Genomic DNA, 26,195 nt, shown 5'->3' with positions numbered 1-26,195 from the left:
CATGGGCCTCCCCACAGCGGCGGTTTTCGCATCAAACTCTGAGTCAGAGACCTTCTGGCTGCCCAACCACAACAAACAACAGCCCGTCGCTGTCCAGAAACTGACGCGCCACCCGCGCCACATCTTCGGTGGTCACCGCATCAACCCTGTCATTGCGCGTGGCGATGTAATCAATCGGCATGCCGTCCATCTGCATGGAGACCATGATATTGGCGATCGCCCCATTGCCGTCAAAGCGCAGAGGATAGGCACCGGTCAGCAGCGCCTTGGCTTTCTCAACCTCTTCTGCTGTCGCACCTTCAGCGGCCATGCGCGCCCATTCTGCCTGCACCACCTCAAGCGCCTGCGCCACGCGATCATTGGCGGAGGACACGCTGCCCAGATAGACATTGGCCAGATCTCGCAGCACCAGATAGCTGTAGACCCCATAGGTCAGCCCGCGTTTTTCGCGCACCTCGGTCATCAGACGGCTCTCAAAACCGCCCCCACCCAGAATGGTGTTGAGCACATAGGCCGCAAAGAAATCAGGATCATCGCGATCCATGCCCTCCTGCGCCCAGACCGCCACGGATTGAGGTGTGTTGAAATCCACCACATCCACGCCCCCCGCGATCTCCAGCTGCGCAGGCGTGGGCATCGGTGCCCCCGTCTCAGGCAGATCCCCCAGCAACTGATCCAGCAACGGGCCAAGCTCCTGCGCGGTGATGTCGCCCACTACGCCCACAAACAGCCGATCCTTAGCCAGAGCCCCCTGATGGGCGGCGATCATATCGCCCCGCGTCAGATGGGTAACACTCTCTACTGTGCCTTCCCCATTTGAGCCATAAGGATGGTCACCATAGATCAACTCTGCCAACCGGGTGCTGGCAATGCGTTCCGGGTCCTTGAGATCAGAGCGGATGCCCGAGAGCACCTGCTGACGCACACGGTCCAAGGCATCCTGCGGAAAGCTTGGTGCCACCAGCGACTGACGCAACAGATCAAGCGCAGCGTCGCGATTCTCGCTCAGCACCCGGGCCGAAATCGAGACGGCATCGGCGTGGCTGTCATAGCCGAACTGTGCCGCCAGTTCCTCTGAGGCTTTGGCAAAACCCTGCGCATCCAGCTCACCGGTGCCTTCTTCCAGCAACCCCACCATCAGATTGGTCGCCCCGCGTTTCCCCTCTGTATCCAGCGAAGTGCCGCCTTTAAACCGGAGTTCTAGCGCCACAAAAGGGATCGACGGCTCTTCCACCAGCCAGGCTTTGATGCCGCCCGGCGAGGTCACTTCCTTGATATCAATCTCTGCCCAGGCCGGTGCTGCCACGCACATCGCCACAATCATCGCCCCTCGGGCCATCCACGCGCGGATCATTGGGAGACCTCCTCTTCTGCGATCTTGAGCCATCCGGTCACCGATTTGTCCTTGTCAAAAATCATCTCAGCCGCCGCCATGATCTCCTCCGGGGTGACCGCCTGCAACACCTCGGGCCAGGCCTGAATATCGGCAATGGTCAGCCCAGCCGTCAGCCCCCGCCCATAGCGGTTGGCCACGCTTTCCACACTGTCACGCTCATAGATTTCGCTGGCCCGCAGCTGCATCTTGATACGGTCCAGATGAGCCTCATCCACGCCCTCCTCCATGAAGGCGGCCACAACGCCATCCATCGCATCCTCTGCCTCCTGCAACGTGATGCCCGGTGCGGGCACGGTCAGCAGATTAAAGGTGGTCGCATCCAGCGAGGTTCCCCGATACCAGGAGGTCGCATAAATCGACTGCTGGGTCTCAAACTGCAATTTCTGGCTCAGCACAGAAGTCTGTCCGCCCCCCAGAAGCTCCGCCAACAAGGTCAGCGCCGCCGCCTGTTTCTGATCGCCTGGGTTACGCTCCGGGGCCAGATAGCTGCGCGTCACATAGGGCTGCGCCACACGGGCATCATAAAACACCATCCGCCGCGCGCTGGTCTGAGGCGGCTCACTTGGGCGCGCCCGCTCCGGCAGATCCGGGTTGGCGGGGATCACGCCGTAATACTGCTCCGCCAGCGCCTTGACCTCGTCAGGCTGCACATCCCCCGCCACAATCAGGATCGCGTTGTTGGGCGCATAAAAGGTGCCATAGAACTCCAGCGCATCTTCCAAATCCAGCGCCTCCATCTCATGACGCCAGCCAATGATCGGCACGCCGTAACGGTGGTTCAGATACTGCGCCGCATTCAGCTGTTCACGAAACAGCGCACCGGGATTGTTCTCCACGCGCTGATTGCGCTCCTCAATAATGACATCACGCTCCGTCAGGATCTCCTCTTCGCCAAGCCGGATATTGACCATGCGGTCGCTCTCCATCCGCATCATCAGCTCCAGCCGGTCTGCCGCCACGCGCTGATGATAGGCTGTCATGTCATAGCTGGTGAAAGCATTATCCCGCCCACCATTGGCCGCCACAGTTGCCGAAAACTCGCCCGGCGCCAGCGTGTCCGTACCTTTGAACAGCAGATGCTCCAGAAAATGTGCCACCCCGGAGACGCCGGGTTTCTCATCCGCCGATCCGGCGCGATACCACACCATATGCATCACCACAGGCGCGCGGTGATCCTCGACCACCACAACCTGCATGCCATTGTCCAAGGTGAAATCCGTAACGATGTCCTCAGCCACCGCCGGCATTGCAAGGCCCGCGCCTGCAATCACCGCCAAGACGATCCGTCGCAACATACTTGTGTCTCCCAACCCTTAAGCGCCAGCACATGCCCTAGGGCTCAGAGCCCGCGTGTTCCGTGCACATTGGCAAATTGTCATATCAAATAGATACGCCCCCGAAGGGGCGCTGCAAGAGATCAAACGAGAAAGTGAGACCGCGCGCCCCGTGTCACTGCACAGGGGCCGAAGGGGTTTGCACCCCAGCCCGCTTCCAGCGCCACCATTCTTCGCGATAGTCCAGCGCCTGAGGTTTATAGACATCCTCATAGAGGCCCTTCTTGGTGATCCGAATACTGGTAAAGCGCCCCCGCTTTCTGCGGAACTCTTCATCTTCCTCAAACACCACTTGGCGAATGTTGGGATCACGCCCCATGCGCGAGGCGTAGCTCACCAGCGCGCTGTCACTGCTGGGCACAGAGCTGTTCAGAGCGCTGCGCGCCGCAGCAGAGCCACCAAGCGCGGCCACCGCATCACTCAAAGGATCCTGATCCGTGCGGTTCACCCCACCCGGCACGGGTGGCGGCAGTGCCGCATAATCCGCAGGCTGGGTGAGCTCTTTTCTTGGCAGGATCGAAAACTCATCCGGCCCGGGGGTCGAAGATTGATTGGAACGCAGAGTATCGCTGCTGGTGCATCCGGCCACAGCCACCACCATCAACAGTCCCAGACACTTCAGACGCATCACGCCCATGCTCACCTCTCCAGTACATTGAGCACAGCTTTACCCGATCAAACGGATAAGGTCACGCTTCTCTTTTGTCGCCACCACCAAAGATGACAAGACCAATCGCCCCGGCAAAAATCCAGATATCCGCCACGTTGAACGCATAAGGATTGTTGATGCCACAGCAGGACATATTGAGAAAATCAACCACCGCCCCGAACAACAGGCGGTCCACAACATTGCCCAGCGCGCCGCCAATCAGCAGACCTGCGCTGATCATGCCCCATTTGCCCGGCGGATCTTTGCGCACCCAATAAAGCACAAACCCACAAATGAGAATCGCCAGAGCGATAAGCACCCATTTGGCCGCCTCCGGGCTGTCAGAAAACAGGCCAAAGTTAATGCCCCGGTTCCACGCCATGTGAAACTGCAGCAAGGGCGGAAAGACATCGATATGCATCACCTCGCGCAGATTGAGCGCATTGAGCACAAGGAATTTGCTCGCCTGATCGGTGATAAAGGCCCAAAAGCCTGCCCAAAACACAAGACGCAACAACCGCGTCCCCCTTTCTGCCTGTCTGCCTCTTGGCGCGGCTCCGTGTTGATCACAGAATCTTGCGCCCTACTGTTGCCTCTATGCTACGGCAAGCAAGGTATCGTCAACAAGGGGGTTGCGAGAAATCCAAAACTGGACATGTCCCGCCGCGTAAAGCGTGCCACACGGCGGGATCTTAGGACAAAATTAGTGCCGGAAATGGCGCATTCCGGTGAAGACCATCGCCAGACCGGCCTCATCTGCCGCCTTGATCACTTCTTCGTCACGCATGGAGCCACCCGGCTGAATCACACAGGTGCCACCTGCTGCCGCCGCTTCCATAAGACCATCGGCAAAGGGGAAGAAGGCATCAGAGGCCACAGCAGAGCCCTTGGCCGGGCTCTCGCTCATGCCCAACTCATCGGCCATACGCTGCGCCTTGGCTGCGGCCACATTGGCGCTGTCCAGACGGCTCATCTGTCCGGCACCCACCCCAACGGTTGCGCCGCCTTTGACATAGACGATGGCGTTAGATTTCACATGTTTGGCCACTTTCCACGCAAACAGCAGATCGTCGAGCTGCGCCTCTGAAGGGGCCACTTTGGTCACCACCTTCAGATCCTCTTTGCTGACGTAGCCGACGTCTTTGTCCTGCACCAACACGCCACCGGCGACCTGCTTATAGGCGGTGATCGCTTCGCGCACATTAGGCAGACCATCGGTCAGCAGGAGACGCAGGTTCTTCTTGGCCGCAAAGATCTCTTTTGCCTCTTCCGAGGCACCCGGCGCAATCACCACCTCGGTGAAGATCTCAACAATCTTAGTGGCGGTCTCTGCATCCAGCGGCTGGTTCAGGGCCACAATGCCCCCAAAGGCAGAGGTGCGGTCACAATCAAAGGCTTTCTGATAGGCTTCGACCAAGGTGGCGCCCACGGCCACACCGCAAGGATTGGCGTGTTTGATGATCGCCACAGCCGGGCTCACCGCCGGATCAAACTCCGCGACCAGCTCAAACGCCGCATCCGTGTCATTGATGTTGTTGTAGCTCAGCTCTTTGCCCTGAAGCTGGGTGGCCGTCGCCACACCCGCGCGGCCTGATCCATCAGTGTAGAAGGTCGCTTCCTGATGGCTGTTTTCGCCATAGCGCAGGGTCTGTTTGATTTCGCCGGCAAAGGCACGACGGCGAGGGGCTTTCTCTTCAAGCGCTTTCGCCATCCAATTGGACACAGCCGCATCATAGGCCGCGGTGCGCGCATAGGCGGTCTGTGCCAGTTTCTGACGGAAGGCAAAGCTTGTCTGCCCATCGTTTGCATCCAGCTCCGCCAGCAGCGCATCGTAGTCTTCAACATCAACAACCACATTCACAAAACCATGGTTCTTGGATGCCGCACGGATCATTGCCGGGCCGCCAATGTCGATGTTTTCAATGCAGGTCTCATAGTCCCCGCCTGCGGCCACGGTGGCCTCAAATGGATAGAGGTTCACCACCAGAAGGTCGATGGCACCGATACCATGTTCGTCCATAGCGGCCACGTGATCGTCATTGTCGCGCAGCGCCAGCAAGCCACCATGCACCTTGGGATGCAGCGTTTTTACGCGGCCATCCATCATTTCCGGGAACCCGGTGACCTCAGACACGTCTTTCACCGCCAGACCGGCGTCGCGCATGGCTTTGGCGGAACCGCCCGTTGAGAGGAGCTCAACACCCCGGTTTGAAAGCGCAGTGGCCAGTTCGATCAATCCGGTCTTGTCGGATACGGAGAGCAATGCGCGGCGAATGGGGTGGAGATCGGTCATAGGGGCGGGGTCCTTGGGCTCAGCTGTTTAATTCCATCTCATCCCGGTTCAGGTCCCTGATCGCCACATTGGTCTCATGGGCTTTGCTCAACGACCACCGGATGCGGGTCGCATACTCCATTGCCACGCCAGATAGAACGATTTGTTTCGTCGCACGTGGCTTTAATCGCCCTTTTTCCAGAAAAACACTGGCATCCAGCCGCATTTTGGCAATGGCATCATGGCGGAACACCCACAATTCCCCACTCTTGAGCGCAATCGACACCGCCGCGCCGCCCATATCCAGACTGGCGTCCACCTCAGGGTGCAGATGAAAGGCGATCTCAAACCCGATGCCCTGCAAGGCTCCATCGTCCATGGCTTTATCAAACCGCTGTTTGGCGACATCATCCATCGCCACCAGCAAATCCTCACCCGCCATGCCGCGCCCATCAAAGGTCAGCTCCAAAGTCCGCGCATGGGTCAACCCATGGGTTTTCACATAACCATCGTGCCCCCCTTCAAAGCGCAGCCCGTCGCTGGCCTGGCTCATCTGGATCGGCACATTCTTGGGGGCATCCACCAGTTGCTCCTCACGCCAGCCCTTGCCTTCCTGACCAAGCCGCGCGCTGGAGAGTTCATCCACTGTCACCGTCGAATGTGAGGGCGTCGCGCGGCCAAACCGCCGCCAGTCCTCGCCAAAGCTGGCCCCGGAGCCACAATTCACCACCACAGGCCGCCGCCCGCTGGTCAGCTCAAACGCCAATGTGGAGGCATGGGCATTCAGCGAGCTGGCCCCGCTTGGCGGTGCGCTGGCATCAATCACCGCGCTGGTGCGCCCTGCTGACAGGCGCGCATAGCCCATCGCCAGCCCATCCGCCTGCCGTGTCTTGTTGCCGCTTTCGGCCAAGGCACTGTCCAGACGCCCCTCCATGCCGCGCCCGCCGCCATGAAACCGCGCCAACCCGCCATCCGCATGGCGCAGTGTGCGCAGCGTCGGCGCGATCCGCTCAATCGCCTGCAGATGCACCTCCGAGGGCTGCATGTCCGCCTCTTTCAACGCGGTCGCCGCCCAGGTCAGTAGCGTAAACACCTCCAACAGCTCTTCCGGGTTGCGCGTCGGAATACCACCCTGCGCATCCACCTGCCGCGCGCATTCCTTGTCCAGCGCCTTACAGGCGGGGGCCACATGCATGCCCATCCCTTCCAACGCCAGCCCGGCATAAATCAACCCGGTCAGCGCCTCAAACCTGGGCAATCCCGGGGCAGTCTTGTGCCAGCGTTTGGAGAGGAAAATCGTCTGCTGCGCCAAGGAGCGGTAAAATTCCTCAGACTGAGCCGAATCTCGCGACCGTAGCAGGAAAATCGCATGGCTGATCCACCGGATCAGCCTCCGCCCGGCAAGATCAGGTGTCCAGCCCGGCCCAACACCGCGCCCATAGCGCGCAATCCAACGCCACAGCCAGTCCTGCGCCCGCTCCCGCGCAGGCGCATCGCCCACCGCCGCCAGATCATCAAGCCAGGCAAAGCCATGCAGATCCTCGGCAAAGACCTCGTCAGGCGCCTCAAGGTCCCACATCGACGTATTGGGGGCCGTCACAAGATGACCGGCAAAAAGAAAATTGCCTGCAACCAACTGTTTGCCACGGGCATACAGCCCGATGGTGCGTGGCTCTGGCATGCTGGTAAAGCCCGTCGCCGGGCCTGCGCGCGTCGCCATGCGCGCCGCCACACGGTGCATCACACGGGTCCATCGCGCCGATATGGTTTCTGGGTTGGACATCCACTCTGCCTCTACGCTCTCTGGCGTTTTGGCAGGAGTGTAGCGAGCTGTTAGCGCTGAGTCACCGATTCAATCGCGCGCAAATCTCCCATGGCAAGAGACGGCTCACGCCCCCTTGCGCAACATCGCCATATAAAAGCCATCCATACCGCCCTGCGCGGCCCAGTAGTCTGGCCGCAGACGCAGGCCACCTTCTTCGGTGACCCATGCCGGATCCACGCCATCAATCAGCACCGCGTCGCGATCTACCGTAATATCCGCCCAGCGCGCCACGGCCTCTTCCACCTGCACCTCACCCTCATCCGGCAGTAGCGAACAGGTGCAAAACACAAGCCGCCCGCCCGGTTTCAGCAAGCCAATGGCGTGATCCAGAAACACCTCCTGCATGCCAATCAGATCGCCAAATTCACTGCCATCCTTGGCAAAAGGCAGATCCGGGTGGCGTCGAATGGTGCCGGTGGCCGAACAGGGCGCATCCAGCAGGATCGCATCATATTGCCCCTCTTGCGCCATGACATCACCCACAACAACCTCTGCCTGCAACTGCACCCGCTTGAGGTTTTCCCGCAGCCGCTCCATCCGCGCGGGGTTGTCATCCACCGCCGTCACATGCGCGCCAGCGGCGGCGACCTGCATGGTCTTCCCCCCCGGAGCGGCACAGAGATCCAGCACTTTTTCACCCGGCTGCGCCTTCAGCACCTTTGCCGGCAAGGCGGCCGCCGCATCCTGCACCCACCATTGGCCCTGCTTGAACCCCGGCAAGGCCGTCACCTGCCCGGCCTCCTGAAGACGCACCGATCCGCTTGGCAAAAGCCTGCCCCCGACCATTTCAGCCAGCGCGGCGGCATCACCCTTGGCCGTCAGGTCCAGCGGCGCACCGGCAAAATGCGCCGCCTCAATCTCCAGCATGACCTCATTTCCATAGGCCTGTGCCAAGGGTTTGCGCAGCCATTTTGGCAAGCGTGGCACCCGCAGCTTGTCCCAGTCCTCCTGCCCTTTGTCCGCGACCTTGCGCAGCACCGCATTCACAAGCCCCTTCATGCCCGCCGTGCGCTTGCCTTTGCTGACAATCTCCACCGCGTCATTGATCACCCCATGCGCCGCACCGCCCTGACACAACTCCACCGTCGCCATGCGCAGCACATTCTGCACCGTCATCGCCGGTGTCTTTTTCAGATGTTTCTGCAACACCCGATCCGCCCGCTCCAAAGAGCGCAGCGTCTCTGTCGCCAACCGTTGCGCACGCGCCCGGTCTGCCGGATCCAGCTTCTGCAAGGCCCCCGCCTGAATGACATCAGACATCAGGCGCCCGTCCCCCATGACCTTGTCAAGCAGATGCACGGCACTGCGGCGGGTTTGGTAACCGGATTTGGACATAGGAGATTCCTTGCGGGCTTGAGAACAGCGGACGGGCGCGTATATCAAGGGGGCAGCTTGAAAGGAACCCTCTCATGAGCGACACGCCCGAAACCCGCGCAGACCTGCCCGAAGCCGCCAAACGCGCCCTCGCCGAAGCAGAGGAGCGCCGCCAAAAGGCCAAAGCGATGGAAATGCCCACCGAGCTGGGCGGCCGTGATGGGCCAGAGCCTGTGCGCTACGGCGACTGGGAGAAAAAGGGCCTCGCCATAGATTTCTAGGCTTAAGCCCCCTACTCTTCAAAATCCCAACCCGCCGCAGCAAAGGCCTCTACAAAAGGGCCAATGAAACTCGGCCTCAATGTGTATCGCCCCGAGAGCGTCAAATTGGGACGCAGGTCGGGATATCTTTCGCGCATCAGACCGATCAACTCGCTGGCTCGCTCATGATTACCAAGCTTTTCATGCGCCGCCGCCGCGAAAGCAAAATCAAACACAGAGACATCACTACGTTCCGCAATATCCCATTCCAGCGCTTTGATCACATCCGCATAATTTTCCAGAAAAAACTGTGCGAGACCATAGTGTAAGCGATGCGCGGACAAGACTTCCCCGGTGAACCCATGGGTGTCAGGATTGGTGGCAATCGCAACCTGCTCAAATCGACCGTTGTAAAATCCGACGAAGCCATAAAAATACGAAATAAATGGGTCATCAGGCGCAGCGGCATAGGCTTGCTCTGCCAGAACCCATCCCGCATTCCAGTCGTCTCCCAGCATCTGGCGCATCCCCTGCGCCATCAGCACACGCGCACTCTCAGGAGCCAGCGCCCTGGCAATGGAGAGCCCCTTATCCGCTTCCAGAAGATAGGCCCGCGATTGCCCGCCTCCCATGGTCAGAATGGCAAGACTGATCATGCTGATCGCAAAAGACGCATGCGCATCCGCATTCAGAGGCTCAATATGCACAGCGTGACGAAACATCTCCGCCGCCCGTTTTTGCCCCGGATAATCCACAAAGGGCAGCATCACGGGGAAAGCCTGCTCCATGATTTCTCGTGCATTCAGCCCTGACATGTCCGGCAGCCCAACAAGGTGGGCTTCACGTTCAGCCCATTTATCTTCGGGGTGTGGGCTTTGCTTGATGTCGAGCATCTGAGAGCCAAAGATGCCGATCACGAAACATGCTGCCGCCAGAACCAAAAGCCAATGACCACTGCTCTTCTGAGCCTCCTGCATCAGCGCAGCGTTCTGCGAGTCTAGAGTTTCTACCATCAGTGCGAACCTGCCCTGATCAATGGTGAAGCGCAAAGGCTCTCCGTATCCGGCGCCGGTGTAGTAAGTGGTCAACGCACGTTGCAACAGCGCCATACTGTCTTCTGAAACATCGGAAAGCGCAGCCGCAGGCAATTCAGACAGATATACTTTGAGCAGACGGCCAAAAAGGAAGCCCAGCGCTTCGGGATGTGCGCTTTGCAGATAGGCCTGTACGCGTTCAGCCGCAGGTCTCAATTCTGTGTGCGAAACCGTCATCCTGTCTGTCTTAACTTGGGAAGCAGTCTGTCATAGTTCCCGGCCTCTCTCATGCGGCCAACTCCAGATTTAAACATGGCCGCGCATTTTCCTGACCTGACCTAGAGGGGGAATGTTAACATACCTTCCAGCAAAGCACCGAAACCCGTTTCGGTCACCCCCGAGGCAGAAATTTTGACATCGAACCGTTAACCTTTGCACGCCTGAAAAAGCACCGCTGTGATACCGGTGGAAAACCGACGCAATACCGACGTCAAAAACGGCCTTCCAGTAAAAGTTAACACCCCGGCACATCCCTATGCGTCGCTGCGCCATCCTGCCGCTTGAAACAAACGCAAATACCGCTGCCCATAATCTTCCGAAACACCAGTCATGAACACAGCGTGCACTCTTTCAGGTTGGAATGTCGGCCACTGTCGCCTGATCTCTCCCACCAGCTTTGTCGCCTCCTTGTGACGACCAACGGCCTCATAAGAAGCCGCAAGGAAAGAGGCGCGTACAGCGTTTTGTTCAACACCCCGATTGAGAGCCAACTCAAACGCCTCCAAGGCAGATTGATAGTTGCCCAGCTCAAAGGCTGCAAAGCCATAAATCGCTGGATTGCCCTGCCCCGGCGCATCCGCAGCAGGTTGAGTGACTTCCAGAACCTGCTCGAACTCTCCCATAAATAATAGGATGAGCGCATGAAAAATCAAGATGCGCCGATCCCCCCCTTCTGATCTATATGCCTGTAAGCTAAGGTTTTTCGCCTCTTCCCAGCGCCCCGCGCCAAAGGCTGTCCAACCTGCAGCAGACAAGGTCCAGGGATCATCGGCGCCTCTTTCCACCGCCAAATCTAGCATCGCCTGCGCTTCTCGCAGCACCCCCTGCGCCCGCCCAGATCCACGCGTCACAATCGCAATGCTGCTAAGACTGTGCGCTGCTGTGGCATAGCTGCCCGGATAATCTGGATAGCGCGAGATTACAGCTTTAGAATGCGAGATAACACGCTTCTGGCGCGCCACATCCATGAAGGAAAACATGTGGTTGCGTCCAACCATATCCAGCTTCTCCGGCGTCATCACCTCAAGCCTGGACGCTGACTGCGGCAACAAAACATGGTCCTCCGCCGCCACGACCGACGCTGCTTTGTGGAACTCAGGAAACGGACGCCGGACCTCTCTGATAGCATCAGAAAAAGCGCAGAAAGACCCCATTCCCAGCACCAACACACAAACCGCTCCCCAAAGAAACGTATTGGGCACCCCCTCCACACCGCTCTCAACGATACCGCCGGCATCCTGTGTGGTGTTCAAACGCGCGTCCACACGGTCCAAATCGCTGTGTTCATTTGGTAATTCGCGTTGGCCGGTCATGCTGACGCCTTTCAAAAATGCGCCGCAAACAAATAAAAAATGAGAGAAAAAGCGGCTTCCGTTGCGTAATAGAGCCTTCCTAGACGCAAACAACCTGTTCTGTCGGATAGGTCAGACCTATCACTTAGGCGAATGACCGGCTCTCGAAAGAACCGGTCGCTCGCATCTCTATTGATGCCCCTTACAGGCCTAGAGCCTGCTTGCGCTCTTCGGCAAACCCTTGCACCAGTCGGTCTGCCACCAGAGCAAGTATGGCCATCGCCACTCCTGCGGTGACCCCAAGGCCCACATCAGCCTGCCCAAGCGCTAGAAAGATGGACTGACCTAAGCCCGTCGTCCCAATCAACGCAGCAATCACCAACATAGCAAACGCATAGAGAATGGTCTGATTAAGCCCGAGAAGGATTGTCGGCGCCGCATAGGGTGCACGTACCTCAAACATGGTTTGCCACTTACCTGCCCCGCTGGCCGTAGCCGCTTCGATCATTTCTTCTGGCGTGGAGTTCAAACCATGCCGCGTGTAGCGGATCATAGGCACAACCGCATACATGCAAATAGCCAGAAACGCAGAGAATTCTCCGATTTGGAAAAACATAAGCACAGGGATCAGAAAGACGAACAGCGGAATGGTCTGCAATGTGTCACAGACAGGGCGGATCACCATCCATGCCCGCGGGCTCATGGCGGACCAAAACCCAAGCACACCGCCAACAAGAGCACAGGCTGCAACAGATGCCCCACTCAGATACAGCGACAGCAAGGCACGCTCCCAAAGGCCCGAAACCAAGATTAGCCCAAGCAGCACGCCCACCTGAATGGCCAGCTTACGCCCCCCTGCGACCCAACCAACGGCACCAACACCAAAGATCACACAGGCCCAAGGCAATTGTGCAATGCCCGTCTCAAGCACATAGGCACCAATCAATACCAGGCCAGCCTGAGGCAGATGTCCCCGCAACGCGACAAGTGCAGCGATCGCAGCAAAGACAGCGTAAAAAACAAGGCTATGCTGCGTCGTCCATGCAAAGCCCCACGTGAACGGCAATACCGCATCCGACAGACCAATCCGCAATGGCAACAATCCATAGAACATGGAGGTGTTCTTGATCGTGTCCAACGTGGCACCGTGATTTGCCGTGAATTGTCCCACCCCATGATCAACTTTGTCGGCGACACCATCCATGGCGGCAATACCCGCCGGGTTCCACCCCGCGATCACGGCCCAGACAGCCACCAGCGCACCAATGGCAAAAATGCCCAGCGCCACGCGTTTGTCCTGCGCCGGGCGTGGCTCTGCCAGCGCGGCGGACATGCGGTCAATCACAACGGCGAACACCACAATCACAGATCCTGCAAGAAACGCGGGTCCAAACAACGCCTTGCGCATGGTCAGGAGCACTTCCCAGCCGATATCCTCAAAACCGCCAATCACCGCCGCGATAATGACCATACTCAACGCCGCCATCAGACATTGGTTGAAGCCCACCATGATCTGTTGTGACGCAGCGGGCAATTCTACCAAAAACAACTGTTGGCGCCGGGTGCCACCAGACATCACGGCCGCCTCGCGGATTTCTGGCTCCACACGCTCAAGTCCCAACAAGACGTTACGCGCCATTGGCGGTGCTGCAAAGATTGCAGAGGCAATCAGCCCCACCACGGGACCAAAGCCAAAGAGTACAAGCAGAGGCGTGAGATAGGCAAACGTCGGCATGGTCTGCATCACATCCAAAACCACATTCACACTGCTTTTGAGTTTCGGATATTCGAAGGCAAGAATGCCAATGCCCGCCCCCAACAGCGCCGCCAACGGCACGGAGACCGCCACCAGAGCAAGCGTGTTCATACCCTCAAGCCAATAGCCACTGATCACAACAAAGCCAAAGCCGAAGAAGCCAAGAGCGGCCATGCGCGCGCCGCCGATCAACCAGCCAAGCGCAGTGACGCTGCCCAAGATAAGCGGCCAGGGCGCGCCGCCCAACAGCCCACCGACCCATGTCATTGGAAATTCAAGAAGATAGGAAAAGACACGTGCAATCGGCTTGAACACCGCCAAAAACCAACCGACGCCCGCGCCGACCCAATCGGTCATCGGCACAGTCAGCGCATCAGGCCAGCTCACCAGCCAAGTCAACTCCTCTCCCCAAAATCGGCAGATTGCGGCAATCACCAGCACCAGAAGCGCCGCGACACTCCCCCGCGTGATCTGTAGCCTGCGCGCCTGATCTTGGAAGGCTGTCTCAACGGCGCTCATGTTTCTTCTGCCTGCAAAGCTTTGGCAAGTTCATGCGGATTGACCGCGCCAATCAACTCACCCTGCGCGTCCCGCACAGGCACCGGCTCATACAGATCCATACATTTGCTCAGCGCCGCGTCGATGCTCATGCCCACGCGAATGCCGGGATCATCGGGCATATTGGCCGGGATGCCCTCCATCAAGACGGATTCCACCCGTGCGTGACGCCCTTTGGGAACATCTTTGGAAAACTCTGCGACATAGTCATTCACCGGATGCAGAATGATCTCTTCCGGGGTGCCAATCTGCACCACTTCCCCGTCTTTCATAATCGCAATACGATCAGCAAGCTTGAGGGCTTCCTGAATATCATGCGTGATGAAGACGATCGACTTTTTCAGAGTCGCTTGGATATTGAGGAATTCATCCTGCAATTGGCGGCGAATGAGGGGATCCAAAGCCGAAAACGGTTCATCAAGAAACCAGATATCTGGGTTCACGGCCAAGCTGCGCGCGATTCCGACGCGCTGACGCTGCCCCCCTGACAGGTTGCGCGGATATGTGTCTTCACGCCCGTTCAGATCAACCATCTCAAGCACTTCCAAAGCGCGCGCGCGGCGCTCGGCCTTGCCCATCCCCTGCATTTTCAAAGGGAAGCCAACATTGTCCGCCACGGTCATGTGCGGGAACAGGCCGAAGTGCTGAAAGACCATGCCAAGCTTGTGACGGCGCAGCTCAATCAACCGCTTGTCGCTGGCCTGCAGAATATCTTCGCCGTCGATGCGCACCGACCCGGCGGTCGGCTCAATCAGACGCGAAATGCAACGGATGAGAGTCGATTTACCGGAGCCCGACAGGCCCATAATCACAAAGAGCTCACCTGACTTTACCTCAAAATTCGCGGCACGAACGGCCGGGATGAGGCTTTTTTCCTTGAGCTTTTCCGCGATACTTTTGTCATCCCCAACACTACGTGCATCACGCAGTGCAGAAGCGGCGTTTTCGCCGAAGACCTGCCAAAGGTCTTCGACGGCAATCGCCGGAGCGGTGCTATTTTTTTCAGTCATTTGGTCTTACTTGGTTGCAGCGTCGACAACGGGCTTCCAGGCGCCTTCATTGGCGGCCATCCACTCGGCAACAACCTCTTCAACGGAGTCACCGTCAACATCCACGGCGCCCATCATCGGCTGCTGTGCTTCCACAGACAGCTGATAATTCACCAAAATCTCATGTGCGGCTGGCCATTTGTCTTTCAGACCCGGCCATGCTGCCTTGAAAATACGGCTGGCAGAGAAGTCACAATCATTGATGGCGTTTGGATTTGGCCCCCAGGCTGGATCCGTGAAACATGCATCCTCACCTGCGGGAAGTTCCACAAATTTCACATCATATGCAGACATGGCCCAGTGCGGCTGCCAGAAGGTGATCAGCAATGGAGACTTTTTCTCAGTAGACGCGCGCAATTCTGCGATCAACGCCCCCTCAGAGCCTGCTGGCACTGCCTTGAATGGCAGATCCAGCCCCACCATGCGATCTGCTCCCGGTGTCCCCCAATCCGCAGGGTAATCCACCAAGCGGCCTGCGGGTAGAGTTTCAGCAGTGGCAAAATTGATGGCACAGTCTTTCAACGCTTCCCAGGCTGGCAGGCCCGGACAGAGATCGGCCACATGTGCGGGGTAGGCAATGCCTTCGCGCGCATTCAGACCAAGATCCGACAGCTCTTCAAGTTTGCCGTCATCTTTCAGCACAGCATATTGATCAGAGACGTTCGAAGACCAGATTTCCAGCGTCGCGTGGATGTCTCCATCCGCAATGGCCTGAAACTGGTTCATCATCCCGGCGGTGACATATTCAACCTCGTAGCCAGCGGCCTTAAGCATCTCACCGGCAACATGCGTGGTCACGTGCTGGCCCGTCCATTCATTCAGGGCCAGTTTGATTGGCTCATCCGCAGCCCCCAGTTCAGCAGCCTGAGCGGACATTGCCACTGCAGTCACGGCCAAAGCAGACAAGCTGGCTTTCAAAATCTTGGTCATGCATCTCTCCCTGCGAGTCATTTTTTAAATGATCATTTAAGTTTTTGACTGACCGCATAAAAACACACGAACATCCACCTGCCAACAAAAAATACATCTTTTGTCGACCACAGCCAAAGAGTAGCGTGTTTTTGAGGCGATACCAACCAGCCCCCGCCAGCACACCACCGGCGGAACATATATGAAATCGCAATTTAACTTCAGTATCTTAGGCTAAAAGTTACAGCCCCAACACATCCAGCATGTCATATTCGCCGGGCTTTTGACCTTGCCCCCAAAGCGCTGCCTTCAGAGCGCCACGCGCGAAGATTGCACGGTCCGTTGCAAGGTGACGCAACACAATGCGCTCCCCTGCCGCCGCAAAAAGAACGTCGTGCTCTCCAACAATGTCTCCGCCACGAATAGCCATAAAGCCAATGTCGCCACGTTTACGGGCACCGGTGATTCCATCTCTGCCACGATCCGCAACATCCGAAAGCGCAACGCCCCGCCCCTGCGCAGCGGCCTCTCCCAGCATCAAAGCGGTGCCACTGGGCGCATCCACTTTGTGATGATGATGCGCCTCAATGATCTCGATATCGAAATCCTCATCAAGAGCAGCGGCAACTTTCTCGGTCAATTTGGTCAACAGATTGACACCAAGGCTCATATTGCCAGCCCGCACAATTACCGCATGACGCGCACAGGGGCCCAATTGGGCGATGTCATCCTCTGTCATGCCAGTTGTACCGATCACATGCACCGCACGCGCCTGCGCCGCCAATTTGGCAAATTGCACTGTGGCAGCAGGTGCTGTGAAGTCGATCACCGCCTGTGCCTTGGCAAAAGCATCAAGCGCCTGATCTGTAACCGTCACCCCAAGAGACGCCCCACCCATAGCCTCGCCAATATCGCGGCCAACCCACTCATGCCCTTCGCGCTCAACCACGCCCACAAGTTTGGCTTTGTCACTTTCCACAACGGTCTTGATCAACATCTGCCCCATACGTCCTGAGGCTCCGGTGATGACGATTCCGGGCAAGTCTTGCATGAGGGGCTCTCCAATTATCAGGCTGCCAATACGACGTTGCCCTCTGCTTATAGAAAGCAATCCAGCTTGGCAAAGCCTGTCAGAAAGCCTAAGTGAAGCTTATGGCAAAGAACTCTTTCTCTGAGGGCCGTGGCCCCTCCCAGCGTCAGTTGCGTGTTGGCGAACTGATCCGGCGCACCCTGTCCGAAGTCCTGCTGCGTGACGAATTGCATGACCCCGATATCACCCGCCTGTCCCTGACGGTAGGCGAAGTGCGCGTGACTCCTGATCTCAGCATAGCAACGGTGTTTGTACTGCCTTTGGGGGGCGACAAACAGGAAGAAGCGATTGCACTTCTGGCCCGTCACAAAGGGGAATTACGCCGCATCATCGGTCGCAAAGCCAAACTGAAGCATGCACCTGATCTACGCTTCCGCATCGACACCACTTTTGATCAGATGGACGCCACGCGGCGCATGCTGTCTGATGAACGCGTTCAGGCAGATGTGGCCAAGCCCGACGCAGAGGACAGTGACGCCCCGTGATCCGCTATGCTGCCTTCCTTCTGGTGATGTTCCTCCCTGGCTGGGCCAGTGCGGTGACATGTCAGGACGAAGACTTTGAAGGCACGAGCATGACGGTCTGTACCGTCGATGTCACCCAAGAAGACCTGCGCCTTTTTCTGAGAGATGACAGCGGCACAGTGTTGGGGCAATTTCGTGATATCGAACGCGACCTTGCAGACGAACAAAAGCTCGCTTTTGCAATGAACGCGGGCATGTATCATGCCAACCGCAGCCCGGTTGGCTACTATGTCGAGAATAACAAAGAACAAGCGCCGCTTCTCACCAATGCGAGCAGCGGCAATTTTGGACTTTTGCCCAACGGCGTGTTTTGTATCACACCCAAATCCGCGCGGGTCATTGAAACACTGACCTTCGCCAAACAAGCCCCCGAATGCCGCGACGCCACACAATCCGGCCCGATGCTGGTGATTGACGGTGCCCTCCATCCGCGGTTTTTGAAAGACAGCACATCACGCTTTTTACGCAATGGTGTGGGCACGTCCAAAGATGGCACAACCGCCTATTTTGTGATCTCCAATACGCCAGTCACATTTCATCGCTTTGGGCGTTTCTTTCGAGATGTCCTCAAGACGCCAAACGCGCTTTATTTTGACGGCAAAGTCAGCCGTCTGCACGCGCCCCAACTTGACCGATCGGATGCAGGGTTCTGGCTCGGGCCAATGGTCGGTGTGGTCGATTCCAAGTGAGCCTTTTGGAGGCAGCTATTGAATGATCGCGCTGCTCCACTCCTTCAAAAAGGTCCGCCTTTTCAAAGGGTCTAGATAGGTCATCAAAGCGGGTTCCAAAGAAATCACACTTTGCACCATTGCAATCGGAGTTTGAGCCAAAGACGGCAAGGGAAACTTGGCGGCATCGGGCACGCCCTGCTGTATCTCAAGCAAATGCTGTACAAAATCGGCAGCTTCAGAAGGTCTTTTCGTCTGGTCACTTACAAACGCAGTGCGCATCATGATGGTTGGAAAGTCTGAGGGCAGTACGATTTCCAAAAGCTCTGCACGATCTTCTCGCGCAGCGACATAGCTGCCCAATACGTTGTAGGCGACCAGCAAATTCCCGGAAATAAGATCATCAATCATTTCGCCCGAACAACAATAGAGCTGCGCATCCAAGCCCCCCATTACTTCCATCAAACGCCAATAGGTTTCGGACGCACGGGCATCCTGCGTGGCAAAAAGGTACCCGAGCCCGGACGCGCGAACGTCATAAGTCCCCACACGTCCTCGAAATACATCCGGCCGTGCCCGTAAAGCCTGCACCAGTGCACGGCGTGTTGCGGGCACCTCACCATCTGGGAACGCGGACCGATTGATCACAATCGTGGCGGGCTCTGCTGTAAAAGCAAAAAGACTGTCATGCCAATGCGCCCACTCTGGCTCCCCCAAATCAGGCAAAGCCATGGCATACCCATCGTTAACCAGCTTGAGTTGCAAATCCATGGCGCTTGAAATCACCACATCAAAACGCTCCGGCGCATTGCGAAAGACGTCATCAATCTGCGCCGTACCCGTGACAAAATACTCAACTGAGACACGCGGATGCGTGACAATGAAAGCTTCAATGATCGGTGCGAATAAGGCTGTATCCGTACTGGATAAAATTCGCAGTACAGACGCACTTTCAGGACTCTCAAAGCGGCTTTGATCTTCCCAATCCTGCGCAAGAACAAACATCGGCAGAAGCCACAATATCAAAGCGAAAACGTAACGCATGCGCCCCCCTCTTCACGGTTTTCCAACGACAATGCCCCCCCATGTGCAGCGGCCACATCCTGCGCGATGGTCAAACCAAGACCAGAGCCGATAATGCCTTTCGCATTGTCTCCGCGCGAAAAACGAGCAGCGAGTGTCGTAATTTGCCCCTTTGGAAAACCCGGTCCTTCATCCTCGACCACCACCATAGGATATGGCTCTGCAGCCACTCGAATGAGTATTTCGCTTTCGACAGGTGAGTATTTCAACGCATTATCAATGAGATTGCGCAGTGCGTTCTGAAGTAAAATGGGATCCCCCGTGGTTTTTACCTCCGGTGCGCTGATCACCGTGAGCGCAATGTCTTTCATTTCGGCAACTGGGGTCAGGCGGATCACCAAATCCTGCGCCAGAACAACAAGGTCCAGTTCTTCTCGTTCGAGATGGTCGGCCCGAAACGTAATCATCGCATGATCAAGCAGCTGCCCTGCGGCACGAGAGCTTTCGTCTATCGCCCGGACCATGGCCCGCAAAGCTTGCCGATTATCTTCTCTCTCCACACGTTGCAGCGTGGTTTCTGCATGGCTTCTGACCGTGGCAAGAGGCGTACGAACACGATGTGCAGCTTCCGCTATAAAGTCTTCGGACTGCTGCAGTGACGTATCAAGACGCGCCATCAAGTTGTTGAGAGATGTAACCAACGGCCCCATTTCCATAGGCACAGGCTGCCCAACAGGACTGAGGTCTTTGGGGCCGCGTTTTGTTATCGATGTGGTCAACCGCTCCAATGGGCGAATGGTCGTGGAGGTTGCCCATGACGCGACCAGAACAGATAAGAAAAAGAACCCAACTCCAAAATAGGCGACATTGCGGGAAATTCGATTGAGCGTCTGCTGCAAAGCATCCTGTGTCTGCGCCACTGAGACCGTGACATGCGTTCGGGTGTCAGCCTCCACCAAAGTGCGCCCACCAGACACCACTCGGATCGCGTCCCCTCGTATTTCGGTGGTCACATGACCACGCTGACCGCCATCAAAAGGATGCTGAGGGAGGTTCTCATATCCAGAAAGCAGCACGCCGTCCTGATGGATCGCGTAAAAAACACGATCGTCTTCTTCAGTGCTCAAAATTGCGAAAGCGGCATAGGGAAAATCGACTTCGACGACGCCATCTCTCAGGCTGGCCGCGTCCAAAATAGAGGTGACAGAGGCATCCAGAATGCGATCCTGCCCCTGTTGTGCGATCTGAGCGGCGTAGCTACGCACAACAAAAAAAAGCAGTATCGCAAGCCCAGCCGCACCGCCAATCAAGGTGAGCGCCAACCGCGCGCGCAGCGAACCTGAAACATTCGCCACATCACGCATGATCAAGTCGGTATCCCAATCCACGCAACGTGGTGATTTGTAAAGATGACGCGCCGAGGTGCCGTCTTAGCCGACCGATATAGACCTCTATCGCGTTCTCAGAAACATCTTCGTCGTAAGAGAACAAACGATCAGCCAGCTTTGCTTTTGAGAAAATCTGCCCTGGCGCGTTGATCAAGAGTTCCAGCAGCCTCAATTCACGGTTGCGCAAAGTCACAACCTGATCCCCAATGCGCAACTGCCCCGCCACAGGATCCAAAACAACATTCCCCAGTTGCACGACGGGCTGGGCATGCCCCGCTTTGCGGCGCAAAACCGCTCGGCAACGCGCCTGCAACTCTTCATGATCAAAGGGTTTGGTCACGTAATCATCCGCCCCTAAATCGAGCATACTGATTCTGTCGCTGACCTGTGAGCGGGCGGTCAACACAATCACCGGCGTGTCATTTTTGCCTGCCCGATGCTGTCTCAAAAAGCTACGACCATCACCATCAGGCAGCATGATATCCAGTAGGATCAGATCGTAGTCACCCGTTTCAACGAAAGCAGATGCATCCTCAATTTTATTTGCATGATCAACGACATGACCATCCATTTGCAGGCGTGCGCTGATGGCTTGCGCCAGTTCCATATTGTCTTCGACCAGCAGGAATTTCATCGCCTCATGCACCTTTCGTTCGGCATGACAGGTTTGTGACAGGTAGCCGTGTTTGAGTGTCCCCCAACTGAGCCAGCTTTCGTTCAGTTGTCAAATTGGGAGGACATCATGAAAAGATTTGACCTGGGCCGTCGCGCCCTGATGGCGACCGCTGTGGCGGCCATGGCCTTTGGCGGGCCAGCCCTTGCAGACGGGCATAAATCAGTGGACAGCATCCACTTTCTGATCCCCGGCGGCGCCGGCGGCGGCTGGGACGGTACCGCACGCGGCACCGGCGAAGCTCTGACCAAAGCGGGCATCGTGGGCAACGCTTCATATGAAAACATGTCTGGTGGTGGCGGCGGTAAAGCCATTGGGTATCTGATCGAAAATGCAGACAGCAACCACGGCACGCTGATGGTGAACTCCACCCCGATCGTGATCCGCTCCCTGACTGGCGTTTTTCCACACAACTTCCGTGATCTGACTTTGGTCGCAGGCACAATCGGCGACTATGCTGCGATCGTTGTCGGCAAAGACAGCCCGATCAACTCCATGGACGACCTGATCGCAGCCTATGATGCAGATCCTTCTGCAACAGCCATCGGTGGCGGGTCGGTGCCTGGCGGCATGGATCACCTCGTTGCAGCCATGGTTATGGAAGCAGCAGGCAAAGACGCATTGGGTGTGAAATACATCCCCTATGACGCCGGTGGCAAAGCCATGGCGGCATTGCTGTCAGGGGAAATCGCAGCCCTGTCGACTGGGTTTTCCGAAGCGGTGGATCTCTCCAATGCAGGCGAAGTCAAAATCATTGGCGTGACCTCTGGCGACCGCGTCTCTGCGGCGCCAGATGCGATGACCATGAAAGAGCAGGGCATCGATACGGAGTTTGTGAACTGGCGCGGCTTCTTCGCGGCTCCCGGCCTGCCGGACGACAAGCTTGCCATGTATCAGGCAGCCCTGAGCAAAATGTATGAAACTGATGAATGGGAAGAGGTTCGCGCGCGCAACGGTTGGGTCAATATCCACAACAGCGGCGATGATTTCCAAAGCTTCCTTGAGGACCAAGAGAAAGTCATCGGCGACCTCATGAAAAAGCTCGGCTTCCTGTAATCACATACGCTGAAGACAACGGCAGAGCGGGGCTACGCTCTGCCGAATTTGGAGCGGCGTGCAGCCCCCAACCGCCCCCTATATTCAATGGAAGGAGAGCTTCATGGCTCTTGATCGCTGGATCGCGCTGATCTTGCTGGGCATCTGTCTCACCTATGGCTACGCGGCCTGGTTTACGATGGACGGCAGCCTGGCCCCATTCATGAAACGCAACCCTATCTGGCCCAGTACGTTCCCCAAGGTTCTATCTATTTTCGGCATCATGGCCTCCTCCATCATCCTGCTTGGATTGGAAAAAGTAGAAGTCAAAATTGGCGATATCGATTACCGCCGACTGCATGAATACAAGCTGGGCCAGGCGCTCATCCTGCTTGGGCTAATGGTGATCTATGCGCTGATGTTGCGCCCCGTCGGTTTTATTCTCTCCACCAGCGGTTTTCTGATGTTTGGATCTTTCATTCTCGGGGAGCGCAAATGGCACATCATGATACCCGTCGCTGCCGCAGCAACTCTTATTGTCTGGTATCTCGTGCAAGAAGTGCTCGGTATCTATATGCGCCCGCTGCCGGGCTTTATCGGAGGCTGACATGCTTGAAGGACTCATGATCGGTCTGCAAACGGCCTTTTCCATCCAAAACCTACTCATGGTGATTGGTGGCTGCCTGATCGGCACATTTATCGGCATGCTCCCAGGCTTAGGCCCAATGTCGATCATTGCCATTATGATCCCGGTCGCCATCTCGATGGGAGACGCCTCCGCCGCCCTCATTCTCTTAGCTGGCGTTTATTACGGCGCCATCTTTGGCGGCTCCACCTCCTCCATCCTACTCAACGCGCCGGGGGTCGCTGGCACTGTGGCATCAAGCTTTGATGGCTATCCAATGGCCAAACAAGGCAAGGCGGGCAAAGCGCTCACGGTGGCTGCGATTGCCAGCTTCGCAGGGGGAACAATTGGCGCACTGTTGCTGATGATTTTTGCGCCCATGCTGTCATCCGTCGCTCTGTTATTTCACTCCGCCGAATACTTTGCGCTGATGGTGGTTGGCCTGTCAGCCATTGCCGCGTTTGCGGGCACCGGGCAAGTTGCCAAGGCGTTGATGATGACGGTCCTCGGATTGATGATGGCCACCGTTGGCGAAGGCGCTTTATTTAACATGCCGCGCTTCACAATGGGCATTATGGATCTGCAATCAGGCTTCGGCTTCATTACCCTCGCGATGGCCATGTTCGCCCTGCCAGAGGCGCTTTTCCTCGTGCTCAAACCACGTTTGCCTGGCGAAAATGGTGATGACGAAATCAAAGACCTACGCATCACCAAAGACGAAGCCAAAGCGATCACACCTGTTATTGGGCGTCAGTCTCTGCAAGGGTTTTTCATCGGCGTGCTTCCCGGAGCGGGCGCAACCATTGCCAGCTTTCTAGGCTATGCGGTGGAACGCAACATCGCCACGAAAGAAGAACAGGAAGAATTTGGCAAAGGTTCCATCAAAGGCCTCGCTGCGCCGGAGACCGCCAACAATGCAGCATGTACCGGATCCTTTGTACCTCTACTGACCCTCGGCATTCCCGGCTCGGGCACGACCGCCATCCTGCTTGGAGCGCTGATTGCGTTGAACGTCACTCCGGGGCCACGGTTGATGATCGACGAGCCACAGATTTTCTGGGCGGTGATCATCTCGATGTACATTGGCAATCTGATCCTTCTGATCCTGAACCTGCCACTGATTCCCTACATCGCCAAAGTGCTTTCTGTACCGCGGAACTACCTGATACCCTTCATTCTGTTCTTCACGCTGATGGGCGCCTATATCGGGCAAAACAACGCCACTGAACTCTTGATCCTTGTGGGGTTTGGTGTGTGCGCTACAGCGCTGCGTTTTGCGGATTATCCACTGGCACCATTGCTGATCGGCTTCATCCTCGGTGGCATGCTAGAAGACAATTTTTCCCGCTCTATGCAGCTCTACGATGGCATTGCCTTCATCTGGGAGCGCCCAATGACATTGGGTTTATTAGTCATCGCACTATTGCTGGTGCTGTTGCCAAGCTTTCGGGCCCGCCGTGCACGTTTGCGCGCAGAAGGCATCGCCGACGGAGATTGACCCCTTTGCCACCATGTCAGGGCTCCTGTCTTTAAGAACATACATGGCCATTGGGTCTCGAAGATCCGATGGCCTTTCTCTTTGGGTGTTTTTTCGATCCGGTTAAATTGACAGGATCAAACCAATCCGGTAGGTCGCCGCCTTCACTGCACATCAAGAGGTCAAAAGCATGGGACGCAAACGCAAAGGACGCGACATTTCTGGCTGGCTTGTGGTCGACAAACCCGCTGGCATGACCTCCACCTCTGTGGTGAACAAAGTTCGCTGGGCTTTCAATGCGAAGAAGGCCGGTCACGCGGGCACCCTGGATCCTGATGCAACCGGTGTTCTGGCCGTGGCACTTGGCGAAGCGACCAAAACGGTCCCTTACATCACCGATGCTCTAAAGGCATACACGTTCACTGTACGTCTGGGGCAAGCGACCAATACCGACGACGCCGAAGGCGAAATCATCGCACAGTCCGAAAGCCGTCCTTCTGACGAAGAAATCAAAGCGGCATTGGGCCAGTTTGTCGGCGACATCATGCAAGTGCCCCCCAAGTTTTCTGCGGTGAAAATTGACGGGGAGCGCGCCTACAAACTGGCGCGTGATGGCGAAGATGTCGAACTCGCCGCCCGCCCGCTTTGGGTCGAAGAGCTTTTGATGATTGAACGTGAAGACGACGATCACGTCACATTGGAAATGACCTGTGGCAAAGGCGGCTACGTGCGCTCCATCGCCCGTGACTTGGGTGCGGCCCTTGGCTGCCATGGACATGTGCGCGAACTGCGTCGCATCTGGTCTGGCCCTTTTGATGCCAGCGAAGGGCTGAGCATTGAGAAAATTGACGAGATGGCAAAGCAACCCGATCTTGATACCCACCTGCGCCCTCTCGAAGATGGGCTTGCTGACCTGCCCGAAGTCAAAGCCACGCCAGAAGGCACGGTGCGCCTACGCAATGGCAACCCGGGCATGGTGCTGGCACATGATATTGAATACGGCGAAGAATGCTGGGCAAGCTATGAAGGTGAGGCCGTGGCTGTTGGCACTTTCAAAGCCGGAGAGTTGCATCCCAGCCGGGTCTTTGTGAAATCAGAAGATCTCTGACACAACCCCGGTCATGATCACGCGCCACTTTCAAAAAGACGATGCCGCCTCCTCCGCGATCTACTCTGATTGCGAGACATATCGCTATGCGCTGACCCGCATTTGGGACAGCGCGCGGCCACGTCTTCTGTTCATCATGCTCAACCCTTCCAAGGCGACCGAGCAGCAGAACGACCCAACCATCGAACGCTGCGAACGCCGTGCAAGAGCCTTGGGTTTTGGTGGGTTTCGCGCGGTGAACATCTTTGCCCTGCGCGAAACCGACCCTAAGAAAATGCGCCAGCACCCCGCGCCAGCGGGGCCTGACAATGACGCTGTTGTGGCGGAAAGCTGTCTGTGGGCGGATACTATCCTCGCGGCCTGGGGAGCGCATGGCGACCATCAGCAGCGCGGCTTTCAAATGCGTGACGTACTGCGAAGCACCGGGCAGGATATTCACTGTCTGGGCCTCACCAAGGCGGGGCATCCGCGCCACCCGCTTTACATTGCCTACACGCAACAGCCGGAACTCTGGCAACTGAACAACCGCCAGACCTAGCAGTGCAGCAATTCCCCCTTTTCTTTTAAGGGTTTTGCGCCTATGTACGCCCATCTCTCAAGGGAATCTCTTGAGGGAAATCTCTATGGACCTTGCTGGACGACATCCCGGCTCGTGCC

Annotated in this window: 24 protein-coding genes; 8 read left to right on the top strand and 16 right to left on the bottom strand. The window is 57.0% G+C overall.

The features are described 5' to 3' along the window. Positions 1–43: 43 nt before the first annotated feature. From J7382_RS02980 to J7382_RS02950, 7 genes are all read right to left on the bottom strand, one after another. The gene (locus J7382_RS02980; RefSeq protein WP_209067003.1) at positions 44–1,354 is read right to left on the bottom strand and encodes a pitrilysin family protein; all 1,311 of its coding nucleotides are present in this window, start codon (positions 1,352–1,354) and stop codon (positions 44–46) included. After that, positions 1,351–2,691, bottom strand: a complete 1,341-nt coding sequence (locus J7382_RS02975; protein ID WP_209067002.1) for a pitrilysin family protein — start codon at positions 2,689–2,691, stop codon at positions 1,351–1,353. Before J7382_RS02975 ends, J7382_RS02980 begins: the two co-directional genes overlap by 4 nt. Positions 2,692–2,845: 154 nt before the next feature. After that, positions 2,846–3,367, bottom strand: coding sequence for a DUF3035 domain-containing protein (locus J7382_RS02970; RefSeq protein ID WP_247744785.1), 522 nt, complete (start codon positions 3,365–3,367; stop codon positions 2,846–2,848). 52 nt (positions 3,368–3,419) lie between these two features. Continuing rightward, entirely contained in the window at positions 3,420–3,893 is a 474-nt protein-coding gene (gene lspA / locus J7382_RS02965) for a signal peptidase II (protein WP_058241194.1), read from the bottom strand. 189 nt (positions 3,894–4,082) lie between these two features. After that, entirely contained in the window at positions 4,083–5,672 is a 1,590-nt protein-coding gene (gene purH / locus J7382_RS02960; protein WP_209066999.1) for a bifunctional phosphoribosylaminoimidazolecarboxamide formyltransferase/IMP cyclohydrolase, read from the bottom strand. A gap of 19 nt (positions 5,673–5,691) precedes the next feature. Further along, entirely contained in the window at positions 5,692–7,434 is a 1,743-nt protein-coding gene (locus J7382_RS02955) for a heparinase II/III family protein (protein WP_209066997.1), read from the bottom strand. 105 nt (positions 7,435–7,539) lie between these two features. Then, positions 7,540–8,811: a transcription antitermination factor NusB gene (locus J7382_RS02950; RefSeq protein ID WP_209066995.1), complete on the bottom strand. Its 1,272-nt coding sequence runs from the start codon at positions 8,809–8,811 to the stop codon at positions 7,540–7,542. Between the two features lie 74 nt (positions 8,812–8,885). Between J7382_RS02950 and J7382_RS02945 the strand changes: the two genes are divergently transcribed. After that, a complete protein-coding gene (locus tag J7382_RS02945) occupies positions 8,886–9,071 on the top strand; it encodes a DUF1674 domain-containing protein (RefSeq protein ID WP_058241040.1) in 186 nt (61 codons plus the stop codon). Between the two features lie 11 nt (positions 9,072–9,082). Here J7382_RS02945 and J7382_RS02940 read toward each other — a convergent pair whose 3' ends face one another. The 6 genes from J7382_RS02940 to dapB form a co-directional block, all read right to left on the bottom strand. After that, positions 9,083–10,321 (bottom strand): hypothetical protein, encoded by a 1,239-nt coding sequence (locus J7382_RS02940; protein WP_209066994.1) that lies wholly within the window; start codon positions 10,319–10,321, stop codon positions 9,083–9,085. Positions 10,322–10,617: 296 nt separating this feature from the next. Beyond that, a complete protein-coding gene (locus tag J7382_RS02935; protein ID WP_209066993.1) occupies positions 10,618–11,676 on the bottom strand; it encodes a tetratricopeptide repeat protein in 1,059 nt (352 codons plus the stop codon). 181 nt (positions 11,677–11,857) lie between these two features. Beyond that, entirely contained in the window at positions 11,858–13,930 is a 2,073-nt protein-coding gene (locus J7382_RS02930) for an ABC transporter permease subunit (protein ID WP_209066991.1), read from the bottom strand. Continuing rightward, entirely contained in the window at positions 13,927–14,979 is a 1,053-nt protein-coding gene (locus J7382_RS02925) for a glycine betaine/L-proline ABC transporter ATP-binding protein (RefSeq protein ID WP_209066990.1), read from the bottom strand. The genes J7382_RS02930 and J7382_RS02925 overlap by 4 nt, the downstream gene beginning before the upstream one ends. A 6-nt stretch (positions 14,980–14,985) precedes the next feature. Beyond that, positions 14,986–15,939: an ABC transporter substrate-binding protein gene (locus tag J7382_RS02920; RefSeq protein WP_348540002.1), complete on the bottom strand. Its 954-nt coding sequence runs from the start codon at positions 15,937–15,939 to the stop codon at positions 14,986–14,988. Positions 15,940–16,168: 229 nt separating this feature from the next. Beyond that, positions 16,169–16,978, bottom strand: coding sequence for a 4-hydroxy-tetrahydrodipicolinate reductase (gene dapB, locus J7382_RS02915; RefSeq protein ID WP_209066988.1), 810 nt, complete (start codon positions 16,976–16,978; stop codon positions 16,169–16,171). 101 nt (positions 16,979–17,079) lie between these two features. On the opposite strand from dapB, the gene rbfA reads away from it, so the two are divergent. Continuing rightward, complete coding sequence (rbfA, locus tag J7382_RS02910) at positions 17,080–17,502, top strand: 30S ribosome-binding factor RbfA (RefSeq protein WP_209066986.1); 423 nt, start codon at positions 17,080–17,082, stop codon at positions 17,500–17,502. Between the two features lie 26 nt (positions 17,503–17,528). Continuing rightward, the gene (locus tag J7382_RS02905; protein ID WP_209067574.1) at positions 17,529–18,230 is read left to right on the top strand and encodes a phosphodiester glycosidase family protein; all 702 of its coding nucleotides are present in this window, start codon (positions 17,529–17,531) and stop codon (positions 18,228–18,230) included. Between the two features lie 15 nt (positions 18,231–18,245). Here the strand turns inward: J7382_RS02905 and J7382_RS02900 are convergent, their stop codons facing one another. Genes J7382_RS02900 through J7382_RS02890 form a run of 3 tightly spaced genes read right to left on the bottom strand, consistent with a single transcriptional unit; the run spans position 18,246 to position 21,254 of the window. Continuing rightward, on the bottom strand, positions 18,246–19,253 hold the full coding sequence (locus J7382_RS02900) for an ABC transporter substrate-binding protein (protein WP_209066984.1): 1,008 nt from the start codon (positions 19,251–19,253) through the stop codon (positions 18,246–18,248). After that, the gene (locus tag J7382_RS02895) at positions 19,232–20,596 is read right to left on the bottom strand and encodes a sensor histidine kinase (RefSeq protein ID WP_209067573.1); all 1,365 of its coding nucleotides are present in this window, start codon (positions 20,594–20,596) and stop codon (positions 19,232–19,234) included. The genes J7382_RS02900 and J7382_RS02895 overlap by 22 nt, the downstream gene beginning before the upstream one ends. Beyond that, positions 20,589–21,254, bottom strand: coding sequence for a response regulator transcription factor (locus J7382_RS02890; RefSeq protein ID WP_209066982.1), 666 nt, complete (start codon positions 21,252–21,254; stop codon positions 20,589–20,591). The genes J7382_RS02895 and J7382_RS02890 overlap by 8 nt, the downstream gene beginning before the upstream one ends. 108 nt (positions 21,255–21,362) lie before the next feature. Between J7382_RS02890 and J7382_RS02885 the strand changes: the two genes are divergently transcribed. The 5 genes from J7382_RS02885 to J7382_RS02865 all read left to right on the top strand — a co-directional run bounded on the left by J7382_RS02885 (position 21,363) and on the right by J7382_RS02865 (position 26,076). Further along, entirely contained in the window at positions 21,363–22,349 is a 987-nt protein-coding gene (locus tag J7382_RS02885) for a tripartite tricarboxylate transporter substrate-binding protein (RefSeq protein ID WP_209066980.1), read from the top strand. Between the two features lie 103 nt (positions 22,350–22,452). Further along, the gene (locus J7382_RS02880) at positions 22,453–22,935 is read left to right on the top strand and encodes a tripartite tricarboxylate transporter TctB family protein (protein ID WP_209066978.1); all 483 of its coding nucleotides are present in this window, start codon (positions 22,453–22,455) and stop codon (positions 22,933–22,935) included. A gap of 1 nt (position 22,936) precedes the next feature. Continuing rightward, positions 22,937–24,451: a tripartite tricarboxylate transporter permease gene (locus tag J7382_RS02875; protein ID WP_209066976.1), complete on the top strand. Its 1,515-nt coding sequence runs from the start codon at positions 22,937–22,939 to the stop codon at positions 24,449–24,451. A gap of 169 nt (positions 24,452–24,620) precedes the next feature. Continuing rightward, entirely contained in the window at positions 24,621–25,538 is a 918-nt protein-coding gene (truB, locus tag J7382_RS02870) for a tRNA pseudouridine(55) synthase TruB (protein ID WP_209066974.1), read from the top strand. A 13-nt stretch (positions 25,539–25,551) separates the two neighbouring features. Next, positions 25,552–26,076 carry a DUF1643 domain-containing protein gene (locus tag J7382_RS02865; protein WP_209066972.1) on the top strand — a complete coding sequence of 175 codons (525 nt, stop codon included), beginning with the start codon at positions 25,552–25,554 and terminating at the stop codon, positions 26,074–26,076. Positions 26,077–26,195 lie beyond the last annotated feature (119 nt).

It is taken from the genome of Shimia sp. R11_0 (assembly GCF_017744035.1).
Taxonomy (GTDB): domain Bacteria; phylum Pseudomonadota; class Alphaproteobacteria; order Rhodobacterales; family Rhodobacteraceae; genus Shimia; species Shimia marina.
Note: the sequence above shows the minus strand (reverse complement) of the source record. Positions and strands in the feature narration are given on the sequence as shown.